This window comes from Streptomyces sp. NPDC008163, assembly GCF_042956885.1.
Classification (GTDB): Bacteria; Actinomycetota; Actinomycetes; order Streptomycetales; family Streptomycetaceae; genus Streptomyces; species Streptomyces drozdowiczii_A.
In genome coordinates, this window is record NZ_JBIBHG010000012.1 from 201,752 (window position 1) to 214,430 (window position 12,679).

The window sequence follows — 12,679 nt, forward strand, 5'->3', positions numbered from 1 at the left end:
ACGAAAGATCCCAGGCAATGTCTGAGACAACAGGTGCTTCCTACGCGGCAGCGGGCGTCGACATCGAGGCCGGCGACCGCGCCGTCGAGCTGATGAAGGAGTGGGTGAAGAAGACGCAGCGCCCCGAGGTCGCGGGTCTCGGTGGCCTCGGCGGCTTCGCCGGCCTCTTCGACGCCTCGGCGCTCAAGCGCTACGAGCGTCCGCTCCTGGCCTCCGCCACGGACGGCGTCGGCACCAAGGTCGACCTCGCCCGTCAGATGGGCGTGTACGACACGATCGGTCACGACCTCGTCGGCATGGTCGTGGACGACCTCGTCGTCTGCGGCGCCGAGCCGCTGTTCATGACCGACTACATCTGTGTCGGCAAGGTGCATCCCGAGCGTGTCGCGGCCATCGTCAAGGGCATCGCCGAGGGCTGTGTGCTGGCCGGCTGCGCGCTGGTCGGCGGCGAGACGGCCGAGCACCCGGGCCTGCTGGGCGCGGACGACTTCGACGTGGCCGGAGCGGGTACGGGCGTGGTCGAGGCCGACCGCCTGCTGGGCCCCGACCGCATCCGCGAGGGTGACGCCGTGATCGCCATGGCGTCCTCCGGGCTTCACTCGAACGGGTACTCGCTCGTCCGCCACGTGGTGTTCGACCGGGCCGGCTGGACGCTGGACCGCCAGGTCGAGGAGTTCGGCCGGACCCTGGGCGAGGAGCTCCTGGAGCCGACCCGGATCTACTCGCTGGACTGCCTGGCCCTCACCCGTACGACCGAGGTGCACGGCTTCAGCCACGTCACCGGCGGCGGCCTGGCCAACAACCTGGCCCGGGTCATCCCGGACGGCCTGCACGCGACGGTGGACCGCTCCACGTGGACCCCGGGCGCGGTGTTCGACCTCGTCGGCAAGGCCGGCCAGGTCGAGCAGCTGGAGCTGGAGAAGACGCTCAACATGGGCGTCGGCATGATCGCGGTCGTCCCCGCCGAGTCCGTGGACGCGGCCCTGACGACGCTGGCCGACCGGGGTGTCGACTCCTGGGTAGCCGGCGAGATCACCGCCCGCGGTGACCACGCGACCGGCGCCGAGCTGGTCGGTTCGTACGCACGCTGAGCGGGAACACCGGTCGGGCCGACGGGCCCGGCCGGTCACCGGCGGACGCCTCGTCCTTCCCGTACGAGGGCAGCACAAAACCCGGTCCGGAGAAGCTCCGAACCGGGGTGATGTGTCAGCGCGAGGTCAAGCGCCGCGGCGCTTGGACGACGGACCGGACTGGTCGTTCTCGTCCTCGTCCTCGTCGTTGTTGTACAGATCCGCGTACTGTGCGTACGGGTCATCTTCCTCGTCGTCATCCTCGAACGGTTCCGCGTTCGGTGGCTGACTCGAAGTCGATGCGCCCAGCTCACTGGCCAGACGCGACAGGTCCGTCCCGCCGGTGCTGTATTTCAGCTGGCGGGCGACCTTTGTCTGCTTGGCCTTTGCCCGGCCGCGCCCCATGGCTCGACCCCCTCGGTGACGGGGCTCGACGGCCCCAGAGTCTTGACACGCGTTCATGTTTCAGGACGGACTCTCGGCAGAGAGACCGTGCCTGTAGAGCTTTAACGGTACCTGCTTCCGCGGCCATACGGTACGCCGCCCGCATCACGCGCCCCGGAAGAGGACCCTCGAGACGCCCCGTCCTCGCTGGTCAACTGCGATTTTAACCTCTTATCGGCAGGCGACCCGCCGACCGGCGTGAGTCTTGTCTCGCCGGTCGGCGGGCTGCGGCCCCACGGAGGGGCGCCGGCTCAGCGGCGACGCGCCTCCGCCATCCGCTGTTCGGCGATCCGGTCGGCCGCCGCGGCCGGCGGAATGCCGTCTTCCTTCGCACGTGCGAATATGGCCAGCGTGGTGTCGAAGATCCTCGTGGCCTTCGCCTTGCACCGGTCGAAGTCGAAGCCGTGCAGCTCGTCGGCGACCTGGATGACCCCGCCCGCGTTCACCACGTAATCCGGTGCGTACAGGATGGCGCGGTCGGCCAGGTCCTTCTCGACGCCCGGGTGCGCGAGCTGGTTGTTGGCCGCACCGCACACCACCTTCGCGGTGAGCACCGGCACGGTCTCGTCGTTGAGCGCGCCGCCCAGCGCGCACGGGGCGTAGATGTCCAGGCCCTCGGTACGGATCAGCGCCTCGGTGTCCGCCGCGACGGCGACCTCGGGGTGCTTGTCGGTGATCCGGCGCACGGACTCCTCGCGCACATCGGTGATCACGACCTCGGCGCCGTCCGCGAGCAGGTGCTCGACCAGGTAGTGGCCGACCTTGCCGACACCGGCGACCCCCACTTTCCGGCCACGCAGCGTCGGGTCGCCCCAGAGGTGCTGGGCCGAGGCCCGCATGCCCTGGAAGACGCCGAACGCGGTGAGCACCGACGAGTCGCCGGCGCCGCCGTTCTCGGGGGAGCGGCCGGTGGTCCAGCGGCACTCGCGGGCCACCACGTCCATGTCGGCGACATAGGTGCCGACGTCGCAGGCCGTCACGTACCGTCCGCCGAGCGAGGCGACGAACCGGCCGTAGGCCAGCAGCAGTTCCTCGCTCTTGATCTGCTCGGGGTCGCCGATGATGACGGCCTTGCCGCCGCCGTGGTCGAGCCCGGCCAGGGCGTTCTTGTACGACATGCCGCGCGCGAGGTTCAGCGCGTCGGCGACGGCCTCGGCCTCGGAGGCGTACGGGTAGAAGCGGGTGCCGCCGAGGGCGGGACCCAGGGCGGTGGAGTGGAGGGCGATGACGGCCTTGAGGCCGCTGGCCCGGTCCTGGCAGAGGACGACTTGTTCGTGTCCGCCCTGGTCCGAGTGGAACAGGGTGTGCAGGACATCGACAGGCGCGCCGGTCACATCGGTCACTGTGGTGACTCCCAAGTACGAAGCGGCGGAAAGACCCTCCTGAAGGTGGGGAGGGCCCGCCGGACCGGCCGTACGGACGGCCCGGCTGGGCAAGAGCGTAAGTCCTACCCCCACGTAGATCTGTTCCAGTGCCGAGGATCACCCCCCACCGGGGGACAGGCGTGACACGATCACCGCATGTCGGTGGTGTCTTCGGTGCTGGTTCCCTACGCGTCCTACCTCCGGGTGTACGAGCCACTGGCGGCCTTCCCGGAGGGCGAGCGCGCCCACTGGGCCCGCTACGCGGCCCGCGACCGGGTGCCCACGGCACAGGACGAACTCCGGCGCTCGCTGGCCGATTTGGCGGCGACCCCGCCCGCCGGTGTGCCGGCGCACGAGAGCGCCGACGCGTTCGTGGCCGAGGTGGACGGCGTGGTGTGCGTGTGCCCGTGGCGGACCCGGCTGCGCGGTTGGCTGGCGCTGGACGGACTGGCGGAGCTGTTCCCCGGTCCGGTGCTCGACGCGGTGCTGCCGCCGGTGGTCCGGGGCCAGGCGCTGGCCGACCACGAGCGGTGGGCGGAGCGCAATCCGGACGCGCGGCCGTGGATCAGGACGGCGGTGTGGCAGGTTCCGGTGCGCTGGTTCGTGCTGTTCGCGGACGAGGAGCGGGAGCATGTGGTGGCCGGGCCGGACGGGGAGCCTCCGGTCTTCCGGTACCGGACGCCGATGGTCGAGGCGCGGCGCCGGCTGGCCCGGTCGCTGCGGACGCTGCGGGAGACGATGGACGAGGGGCCGCTGACGACGGGGCTGGTGGACATCGGGCGGTGGCTGGAGGAGTTCCACCCGCGCTCGCTCGTGGAGCTGGACTACGGCGGGCTCGTGCACGCGCTGCCGGAGCGGGAGCTCAGCGTCGACCGGAGCGCCGCCGACGTGGCGGAGGGGATCGCCGCGCTGCGGGCGGGGGACGCGGAGCGGGCCGCCGAGGCGTATGCGCGTCTCGCGGAGCGCTGGCGGGCCGTAAGGGACCGTCAGTTCGCCAACTGACCGCCGGGACCCCCTGGACGGACGGCTCGTGAACCGGTGTCGGATGTGACACGTGTGGGTGAAGGGGCGGAAGTGTCCGAAGGGGTGGCGGGACCTACGTCCCGAACCGGGCCTTTGCCTCAACCGTGATGGATAGCACTTACGGGGCCCTTGCGCCCTTCCCTACCCCTCATGCCAAAATAGGACAAGGAGTCCGGTGAGGACTCCATCCGTCCATGTATGGGCGGATCGCTCAGCATTGCACGCTATGGGGGGTCTGATGGCTCCTGATCGCTCTGTGACTGATCGTCACGGTGGTGTGACTGTCCGCTATGGCATGGTCCATCGGCTTTCCGTCGCTGATGAACACCTGGGAGGGCAATTCCATCGGTTTGGCCGACGTGGCTGGACGGATGGTGTAGTTGTAGTGCCGAGGACAAGCCGTTCGTCCTATAACCGACTCGGCCCGCGTCCGCCATTTCGGGCAACGTGGGTCAAGGTGCAGAATTTAGAGGAAAGAACCGAGATGGTTCGGTTCTCCCGAGGAGGCCGCTCATGACCGCTCGCACCCCTGATGCCGAGCCGCTGCTGACCCCGGCTGAGGTTGCCACGATGTTCCGCGTGGACCCGAAGACGGTTACCCGTTGGGCGAAGGCAGGCAAGCTCACGTCCATCCGCACGCTCGGTGGGCATCGCCGGTACCGCGAGGCAGAGGTCCGCGCACTGCTTGCGGGTATTCCGCAGCAGCGCAGCGAGGCCTGACAAACCCCCTGTCACCCCGTCACACCTGGGCTTTTGGGTCCCCCAACCCACTTGCTCACCCATAGCTCCATATGACGGGCGCCCGCCCCAACGGGCGCCATACCTGTGTCACACGGGTCATGTCATCCGATCGCGCTGGACTCCGCCGGGTCCAGCGCGATTTTTTTGCGCCCGGACCGGCTCCGCCTTGCGTCTGTTCCCCGTCGGCTTACGGCGCCGCTTGCGCGGCCGGGCCCGGCAGCCGGGGGCCCTCGCCGCAGGGTGTCGGCGGGTGGTGCGGGGGTAACCGGAGGACATCGCTCCGGGAGGTGCAATTGCACATATTAAATTCGCTAGTTGTAGGAAGGGTGTAAAGGCCCCCCTTCTCAAAACTGATTCAGTGACACCCGTCACACCGTGCAGGTGTTGCCAACTACGAGCCTGCCACTGTGAGGAAGCCGACGGTGTCGCCGAAGGTCATGTCGTGGGAGGACTTACGTCCCCGCTTCGCGAAGCCCGCACGAGGACCTGCCGACGCCTCGTGGGCGGCTCGGGCGGTCCGGGCTCCTGTGAGGTGCCTGTAGGGCCGTCACGGGCCCCGGAGCGGCTCGCGACGGCCGGGTGTCCACCCGCGTCGGCTCCCGCCCGTGGATGCCCCCATCGCGCCACCTCCCGGTGGATGCGCGCCGCCCCGCTCCAGGAACCCCCGCGCGGCCACTGGGTTCTGAGTACTCGTCGGCGGACACCGCGGTCAAGACGCGCGAAAGCCCGGATCGATACGATCCGGGCTTTCGTTCTGCGGTCCTGACGGGATTTGAACCCGCGGCCTCCACCTTGACAGGGTGGCGAGCACTCCTAACTGCTCCACAGGACCAGGTTTCGCTGCCTTCCTTGCGTCCGGCTGCGAAAACAGACTGTACAGGAGTTCAGCGGGTGCGGTCGAACTCACTCCGGGTGGTGGGTTCGTTACGGGGACGGACTAGGGTGCGGCGGCGTCGATCGCCTTCACGATCCGCTTGTCCGAGACCGGGAACGCGGTGCCCAGGGCGTGCGCGAAGTAGCTCACCCGCAGCTCCTCGATCATCCACCGGATGTCCAGCACCTCCTGCGGGACGGGGCGGCCCTTGGGCAGCTGCTCCAGCAGCCAGGCGTACTCGTCCTGCATCTCGTGGACCTTCTCCATGCGCGTGGTGTCGCGCTGGACGTTGGTCGGCATCTGCTGGAGCCTGCGGTCCTCCGCGACCAGGTAGCGCATCAGGTCGGGCAGCCGGCGCAGTCCGGTCGCGGTGACGAAGCCGGGCGGCATCAGGCGCGCCAGGTGGTCGCGTACGTCCGTGACGTTGTTGATCAGGACCAGGCTGTTGGTGGCCTTCAGCCGGCGCTCGCACGCCTGCCAGGCCGCCAGGATCTGCTGCACCTGGCCGATCGTGCGCACGGTCAGGTCGACCAGGTCCGCGCGCACCTTGTCGTACAGCGTCCGGAACGACGCCTCGTCCCAGGCCGGGCCGCCGTGCGCCGCGATCAGCCGGTCGGCGGCCGCCGTCGCGCAGTCGTCGAACAGGGCCTGGATCGAGCCGTGCGGATTGCGGGAGAGGGCCAGCTTCTGCTGGTTCGTCAGCTTGTCCGACGCGAACTTCGCCGGGTTCACCGGGATGTTCAGCAGGATCAGCTTCCGGGTGCCCCGCCACATCGCCTGCTGCTGCTCGGCCTCCGTGTCGAAGAGGCGTACGGCGACGGTCTCGCCCTGGTCCACCAGCGCCGGGTACGCCTTGACCGGCTGGCCGGCCCTGCGCGTCTCGAAGACTTTGCTCAGGGTGCCGATCGTCCAGTCCTTCAGGCCCGAACGCTCGATGGACTCGCCGGACGGTCCCGCGGTCGCCGCCGCGGCCTTGGAGAGGGCCTGGCGGGCCTTCGGGCGCAGCCGGAGCTTCAGCGCCTCCAGGTCCTTGTCCTCGGCCACCCTGCGCCGCCGCTCGTCCACGATCCGGAAGGTGATCTTGAGGTGGTCCGGGACCCGGCTCAGGTCGAAGTCGTCCGCGGTGACCGGGACCCCGACCATCCGCTGGAGTTCACGGGCCAGCGTCACCGGCAGCGGCTCCTGGAGGGGCACGGCCCGGTCCAGGAACTTGTCCGCGTAGTTCGGCGCGGGCACGTAGTGGCGGCGGATCGGCTTGGGCAGCGAGCGGATCAGTTCGGTGACGACCTCCTCGCGCAGCCCCGGGATCTGCCAGTCGAAGCCCTCCGGCGTGACCTGGTTCAGCACCTGGAGCGGAATGTGGACGGTCACGCCGTCGGCGTCCGCGCCCGGCTCGAACTGGTAGGTCACCCGGAACTTGAGCTTCCCCTGCCGCCAGGAGTCCGGGTAGTCGTCCTTGGTGACGGCCCCGGCCTTCTCGTTGATGAGCATCGAGCGTTCGAAGTCGAGCGCTTCCGGCTCGTCGCGCCGCTTGTGCTTCCACCAGGAGTCGAAGTGGGCGCCGGAGACGATGTGTTCGGGGATGCGCTGGTCGTAGAAGTCGAACAGCGTCTCGTCGTCCACGAGGATGTCGCGGCGCCGGGCGCGGTGCTCCAGCTCCTCGACCTCGCCGAGCAGTTTGCGGTTGTCGTGGAAGAACTGGTGGTGGGTGCGCCAGTCGCCTTCGACCAGGGCGTTGCGGATGAAGAGGTCCCGCGAGGTCTCCTGGTCGATCCGGCCGAAATTGATCTTGCGCTGGGCGACGATCGGCACGCCGTACAGCGTGACCCGCTCGTACGCCATCACCGCGGCCTGGTCCTTCTCCCAGTGAGGCTCGCTGTAGGTGCGCTTCAGCAGGTGCTGGGCCAGCGGCTCGATCCACTCCGGCTCGACCTTGGCGTTGACCCGTGCCCAGAGCCGGGACGTCTCCACGAGTTCCGCCGACATCACGAACCGCGGCTGCTTCTTGAACAGCGCCGAACCGGGGAAGATCGCGAACTTGGCGCTGCGGGCGCCCAGGTACTCGTTCTTCTCGGTGTCCTTCAGCCCGATGTGCGACAGCAGCCCGGCCAGGAGAGAGGTGTGCACCGACTGCTCGGGAGCGTCGTCGTCATTGAGAGTGATGCCCATCTGCTTGGCGACCGTGCGCAGCTGGGCGTAGATGTCCTGCCACTCGCGGATGCGGAGGAAGTTCAGATACTCCTGCTTGCACATCCGGCGAAAGCTGGAGGAGCCGCGCTCCTTCTGCTGCTCGCGGATGTAGCGCCACAGGTTCAGGAAAGCCAGGAAGTCGGAGGTCTCGTCCTTGAACCGGGCGTGCTGCTGGTCGGCCTGCGTCTGCTTGTCGGAGGGCCGCTCGCGCGGGTCCTGGATGGAGAGCGCGGCGGCGATGACCATGACCTCGCGTACGCAGCCGTTGCGGTCGGCCTCGACGACCATTCGGGCGAGGCGCGGGTCCACCGGCAGCTGCGAGAGCTTGCGGCCGAGCGGGGTGAGCCGCTTCTTCGGATCCTTTTCCGCGGGGTCGAGCGCGCCGAGCTCCTGGAGGAGCTGCACGCCGTCGCGGATGTTGCGGTGGTCCGGCGGGTCGATGAAGGGGAACTTCTCGATGTCGCCGAGGCCGGCGGCGGTCATCTGGAGGATGACGGAGGCCAGGTTCGTCCGCAGGATCTCCGCGTCGGTGAACTCCGGGCGGGTCAGGAAGTCGTCCTCGGAGTACAGCCGGATGCAGATGCCGTCCGAGGTGCGGCCGCAGCGGCCCTTGCGCTGGTTGGCGCTGGCCTGCGAGATCCGCTCGATCGGCAGCCGCTGGACCTTGGTGCGGTGGCTGTAGCGGGAGATGCGGGCGGTGCCCGGGTCGATCACGTACTTGATGCCGGGGACGGTCAGCGAGGTCTCGGCGACGTTGGTGGCCAGCACGATCCTGCGGCCGGTGTGGCGCTGGAACACCCGGTGCTGCTCGGCGTGCGACAGGCGCGCGTAGAGGGGGAGCACCTCGGTGTTGCGCAGGTTCCGTTTGCCGAGCGCGTCGGCGGTGTCGCGGATCTCGCGCTCGCCGGAGAGAAAGACCAGGACGTCTCCGGGGCCCTCGCCCTGGAGCTCGTCCACGGCCTCGCAGATCGCGGTGATCTGGTCGCGGTCGGCGTCGTCGCCGTCCTCTTCCAGCAGCGGCCGGTACCGCACCTCCACGGGGTACGTACGCCCGCTGACCTCGATGATCGGGGCATCGCCGAAGTGGCGCGAGAAGCGCTCCGGGTCGATGGTCGCGGAGGTGACGACGACCTTCAGGTCGGGGCGCCTGGGCAGCAGCCGGGCCAGATAGCCCAGCAGGAAGTCGATGTTCAGGGACCGCTCGTGGGCCTCGTCGATGATGATCGTGTCGTACGCGAGCAGCTCGCGATCCGTCTGGATCTCGGCGAGCAGGATGCCGTCCGTCATCAGCTTGACGAAGGTCGAGTCCGGGTTCACCTGGTCGGTGAAGCGGACCTTCCAGCCGACGGTCTCGCCGAGCGGTGTCTTCAGCTCGTCGGCGATCCGCTCGGCCACCGTGCGCGCGGCGATCCGGCGCGGCTGGGTGTGCCCGATCATGCCCCGGAGGCCCCGGCCCAGCTCCATGCAGATCTTGGGGATCTGGGTGGTCTTGCCGGAGCCGGTCTCACCGGCGACGATCACGACCTGGTGGTCGCGTATCGCCTCCAGGATCTCGTCCTTCTTCTGGCTGACCGGCAGCTGTTCGGGGTAGGTGAGGGCGGGCAGTCGGCCGGCCCGCTGCTCAAGCCGCCCGGCTGCCTTGTCCGCCTGGGCGGCGATCTCGTCCAGCACGGCCCGCTGGGCCTCGGGCTTGCGGATGCGGCGGGCGCCTTCGAGGCGGCGGCCGAGCCGGTTCGCGTCGCGGAGCGAGAGCTGCGCGAGCCGGGACTGGAGATCGGCGAAGGAAGTAGACATACGGACCCCAGGATCTCACCCGTGCCGCAGGAAGGGCGAACCCATTTCGGGCACCCGTCCGGAACGGCGAAGACCCCGTCCGGTGGACGGGGTCTTCGGGAAGTGGCTGGGGCCGGGATCGAACCGGCGACCTATCGCTTTTCAGGCGATCGCTCGTACCAACTGAGCTACCCAGCCACAAGGTTTCACGTGAAACCTCAGCGGTCCTGACGGGATTTGAACCCGCGGCCTCCACCTTGACAGGGTGGCGAGCACTCCTAACTGCTCCACAGGACCAAGCAATGTGCGAGACAAGTCTCGCACACGTTCAAGCGTGCCCCCAACGGGATTCGAACCCGTGCTACCGCCTTGAAAGGGCGGCGTCCTGGGCCACTAGACGATGAGGGCTAAGGGCCCACCTGCGCGCCTTGCAGCGCGTCGGGGACGTGAGAAGCATATGGGATGCCGGCGGCGTTCGCCAAAACGGTTTACGGGGACGGCGTCGGGCCGGTCGGGGACGGGCTCGTGAGGGCCGGTTTCCGCTCCGGCAGATGGCGGCTGACCTCGGCCGTCGTCAGCCCGAGGCCGCCCAGGGTGATCTCGTCCCAGGCTTGCAGCCGGCGGGTGGAGCGGTCCAGATAGAGCACCGACGCGAGCACCTGTTCCGGCTTCTTGTTCTGGACGGCCCGCAGTCCGCCGCCGCCCGTGGAGCCCTCGATCATCAGCCGGGTGCCACCCTTCAGGACCTCGTTCTGCCGGTGGTGCACATGGCCCGCCAGCGCCAGCGGCACCTCGCCGTCCGTCTCCTTCACCGCCTCCGGCTCATGGGCGACGGCGATGTCGACGGGGGTGCCGGACCGCTGCTGCTCGCGCAGGGCGGCGGCGAGCGTGCGGCCGGCCACGCTCTGGACGTCCCCCGCCTGCTCGGGGCCCGTGCGGTCCGGGGTGAACTGTGGGTCCCCCACCCCGGCGACCCGCAGCCCGCCGACGGTCACGGCCCGGCCCTGGTCCAGGACGCGCACGTTCGGGAAGCGCTTCTTGTCGGAGAGGTACTTCTGGGTCACCGACGAGTCGTGGTTCCCGCGCACCCACACATAGGGGGCGCCGAGGTCGGCGATGGGGTCCAGGAAACTGTTCTCGACGGCGGTGCCGTGGTCCATCGTGTCGCCGGAGTCGATGATCACGTCGATGTCGTACTGCTCCACGAGCGAGCCGATGATGTGCCACGCCGCCGGGTTCAGGTGGACGTCCGAGACGTGCAGGACGCGCAGGGTCGCCGGGTCCGGGCTGTAGACGGGGAGCGTCGAGGTGGCGTCGTACAGCTTGGTGACGTTGGTGACCAGGCGGGCCAGCTCCTGCTGGTAGACGTCGAAGTCGCTGACGATCGAGCGGGCGTCACCGACGACCGAAGGGGCGCTGGAGAGCAGCCCGGAGAACTTGGGCTCCAGGACCGACTTCGGATTCCAGGTGGCGTACGCGCCGACGCCGGACGCGGCCAGCAGCGCGAGGGCCAGGCCCCCGGCGGCCAGGGCCCGGCGCGGCCGGCGGTAGACCGCGAGGCCCAGCGCCGTCGCCCCGGTCACCACCGCCACGCAGGAGCGCAGGGCCAGCTCGCGGGTGCCCGACGCGACGTCCGACGTGACCTCGTCCTCCAGCCCGGCCAGCCGCTCGGGGTGCTGGACCAGGGCCTGCGAGCGGACCGGGTCGAGCCGGTCCACGTCCACGTCGAGGCGGACCGGGGCGTGGTGCGAGTCCAGTTCCAGAGCGCCGAGCGGGGAGACGTTGATCTTGGTGCCGCCGCTGAGCGAGGGCCGCAGGGTCATCGTCGTGTCCATCGGCCCCACGGGCGTCCGGACGCTGCCCACCGCGAGCAGCCCGAGCCAGGCGCCGAACAGCACCACGACGACGAGTCCCAGTGCCCGGACGAACGGGCGGGGCGAGGCGAGGGGTCCGCGGGCGGCGCGGCGGGGTATCGGGCGGCGGAAGGGGAGTCGGGCGCGGGCCATTGGGTGCCCCTGCCCCAGTCGTGGTGCGGGTATGCCCGGGTGCGGGACCTGGGCGGGCGGGGTGGCCGTACGGGACAATGGCCGGGTGCTGGAGATGACGCGGGAAGCGTTCGAGGAACTGGTCGCCGAGGCACTGGACCGGATTCCGCCGGAGCTGACCCGGCTGATGGACAACGTCGCGGTCTTCGTCGAGGACGAACCGGAGTCCGACGACCCGGAACTGCTCGGGCTCTACGAGGGCACGCCGCTGACCGAGCGGGGTGAGTGGTACGCGGGCGTGCTGCCGGACCGGATCACGATCTACCGGGGTCCGACGCTGCGGATGTGCGAGACGCGCGAGGACGTGGTGGCCGAGACGGAGATCACCGTCGTCCATGAGATCGCCCACCACTTCGGCATCGACGACGAGAGGCTGCACGCGCTCGGCTACGGGTGAGCGGGGTGCGGGTGAGCCGGCTACGGGTGAGCCGGGTGCGGGGCGCCCGTGGTGAAGGAGCCGGCCCGGCGGGCGTGTCCCGGGCGGGGTCAAGGGAGTTGGGCACAACACACCCGGCTCGTTCATGTCAGGGCCCGTCCTTCCTCACGCCTCCCGGAGGTGCCCCCGTGCGCCAGTTCCCCGTTCCGGTCCGCTGGGCAGCGGTCACCGCTGTCACGCTCGCCACGTCCACCGGCTGTATGAGCGTCGGCTCCGACGGGGCGGAACCGGCACCCTCGCGGTCCGCCGAGCCGAAGGGCACCGCGGTCGAGCCGAACGGTTCCACGGTGACGGGGACCGGGCGCTCCCGGTTCGGCGGTGCCGGTGCGCAGTCGGAGCGCCGGGGTGCCGGGCCGAGCGCGTCCGCGTCGCCCTCCGGGAGCGCGCCGGCCACCGACGGGTCCGGGGCGGAGAGGGGCGCGGGCCGGGACCGGGTCGCCCGTCCCTCCGTACCGGCGGGTCCGGCCGACTCCGCGCCGCCGGAGCCCTCGGCGCCGGCCGACCCCGACCCCGTACCCGGTCCGCAGGACCCGGTGGACACGCCCGCGCCGCCGGACCCGCAGGAGCCCGAGCCGGAGCCCTCGGAGCCCGCGCCTCCGGCGCCCTCGGCTTCTCCGGCCGCTCAGTTCCGTACCGACGCCCTGGGGTGGCCGGACGAGGTGGCGGAGCTGCCCACACCGGAGGCATCACCGCAGGTGGGACCGGCCTGAGGAGAAAGG

9 protein-coding genes and 4 tRNA genes are annotated in these 12,679 nt (G+C 70.0%); 5 read left to right on the top strand and 8 right to left on the bottom strand.

Annotated elements, in window-relative coordinates:
* Positions 1 to 17: 17 nt before the first annotated feature.
* Positions 18 to 1,091 carry a phosphoribosylformylglycinamidine cyclo-ligase gene (purM, locus tag ACFZAT_RS25960; RefSeq protein WP_391267599.1) on the top strand — a complete coding sequence of 358 codons (1,074 nt, stop codon included), beginning with the start codon at positions 18 to 20 and terminating at the stop codon, positions 1,089 to 1,091.
* A 126-nt stretch (positions 1,092 to 1,217) separates the two neighbouring features.
* Here the strand turns inward: purM and ACFZAT_RS25965 are convergent, their stop codons facing one another.
* On the bottom strand, positions 1,218 to 1,475 hold the full coding sequence (locus ACFZAT_RS25965) for a DUF3073 domain-containing protein (RefSeq protein WP_073966783.1): 258 nt from the start codon (positions 1,473 to 1,475) through the stop codon (positions 1,218 to 1,220).
* Between the two features lie 290 nt (positions 1,476 to 1,765).
* Positions 1,766 to 2,857: a Glu/Leu/Phe/Val dehydrogenase dimerization domain-containing protein gene (locus ACFZAT_RS25970; protein ID WP_391267600.1), complete on the bottom strand. Its 1,092-nt coding sequence runs from the start codon at positions 2,855 to 2,857 to the stop codon at positions 1,766 to 1,768.
* A gap of 177 nt (positions 2,858 to 3,034) precedes the next feature.
* On the opposite strand from ACFZAT_RS25970, the gene ACFZAT_RS25975 reads away from it, so the two are divergent.
* Both ACFZAT_RS25975 and bldC read left to right on the top strand, forming a co-directional pair.
* Positions 3,035 to 3,880, top strand: coding sequence for a hypothetical protein (locus tag ACFZAT_RS25975; RefSeq protein ID WP_391267601.1), 846 nt, complete (start codon positions 3,035 to 3,037; stop codon positions 3,878 to 3,880).
* A gap of 534 nt (positions 3,881 to 4,414) precedes the next feature.
* Positions 4,415 to 4,621, top strand: a complete 207-nt coding sequence (gene bldC, locus ACFZAT_RS25980) for a developmental transcriptional regulator BldC (RefSeq protein ID WP_003949541.1) — start codon at positions 4,415 to 4,417, stop codon at positions 4,619 to 4,621.
* A 778-nt stretch (positions 4,622 to 5,399) separates the two neighbouring features.
* Here bldC and ACFZAT_RS25985 read toward each other — a convergent pair.
* The 6 genes from ACFZAT_RS25985 to ACFZAT_RS26010 all read right to left on the bottom strand — a co-directional run bounded on the left by ACFZAT_RS25985 (position 5,400) and on the right by ACFZAT_RS26010 (position 11,485).
* Positions 5,400 to 5,474 (bottom strand) — tRNA-Asp (locus tag ACFZAT_RS25985).
* A gap of 105 nt (positions 5,475 to 5,579) precedes the next feature.
* Entirely contained in the window at positions 5,580 to 9,500 is a 3,921-nt protein-coding gene (gene hrpA, locus ACFZAT_RS25990) for an ATP-dependent RNA helicase HrpA (protein ID WP_391267604.1), read from the bottom strand.
* A gap of 103 nt (positions 9,501 to 9,603) precedes the next feature.
* Positions 9,604 to 9,677 (bottom strand) — tRNA-Phe (locus ACFZAT_RS25995).
* A 24-nt stretch (positions 9,678 to 9,701) separates the two neighbouring features.
* Positions 9,702 to 9,776, bottom strand: a tRNA-Asp gene (locus ACFZAT_RS26000).
* Positions 9,777 to 9,814: 38 nt separating this feature from the next.
* Positions 9,815 to 9,887 (bottom strand) — tRNA-Glu (locus ACFZAT_RS26005).
* Positions 9,888 to 9,967: 80 nt separating this feature from the next.
* Positions 9,968 to 11,485 carry a metallophosphoesterase gene (locus ACFZAT_RS26010; RefSeq protein ID WP_391267606.1) on the bottom strand — a complete coding sequence of 506 codons (1,518 nt, stop codon included), beginning with the start codon at positions 11,483 to 11,485 and terminating at the stop codon, positions 9,968 to 9,970.
* An 85-nt stretch (positions 11,486 to 11,570) separates the two neighbouring features.
* Here ACFZAT_RS26010 and ACFZAT_RS26015 point away from each other — a divergent pair, with 85 nt between their 5' ends.
* Positions 11,571 to 11,921: a metallopeptidase family protein gene (locus tag ACFZAT_RS26015; protein WP_018101725.1), complete on the top strand. Its 351-nt coding sequence runs from the start codon at positions 11,571 to 11,573 to the stop codon at positions 11,919 to 11,921.
* Between the two features lie 167 nt (positions 11,922 to 12,088).
* Positions 12,089 to 12,670 (top strand): hypothetical protein, encoded by a 582-nt coding sequence (locus ACFZAT_RS26020; RefSeq protein WP_391267608.1) that lies wholly within the window; start codon positions 12,089 to 12,091, stop codon positions 12,668 to 12,670.
* Positions 12,671 to 12,679: the final 9 nt, after the last annotated feature.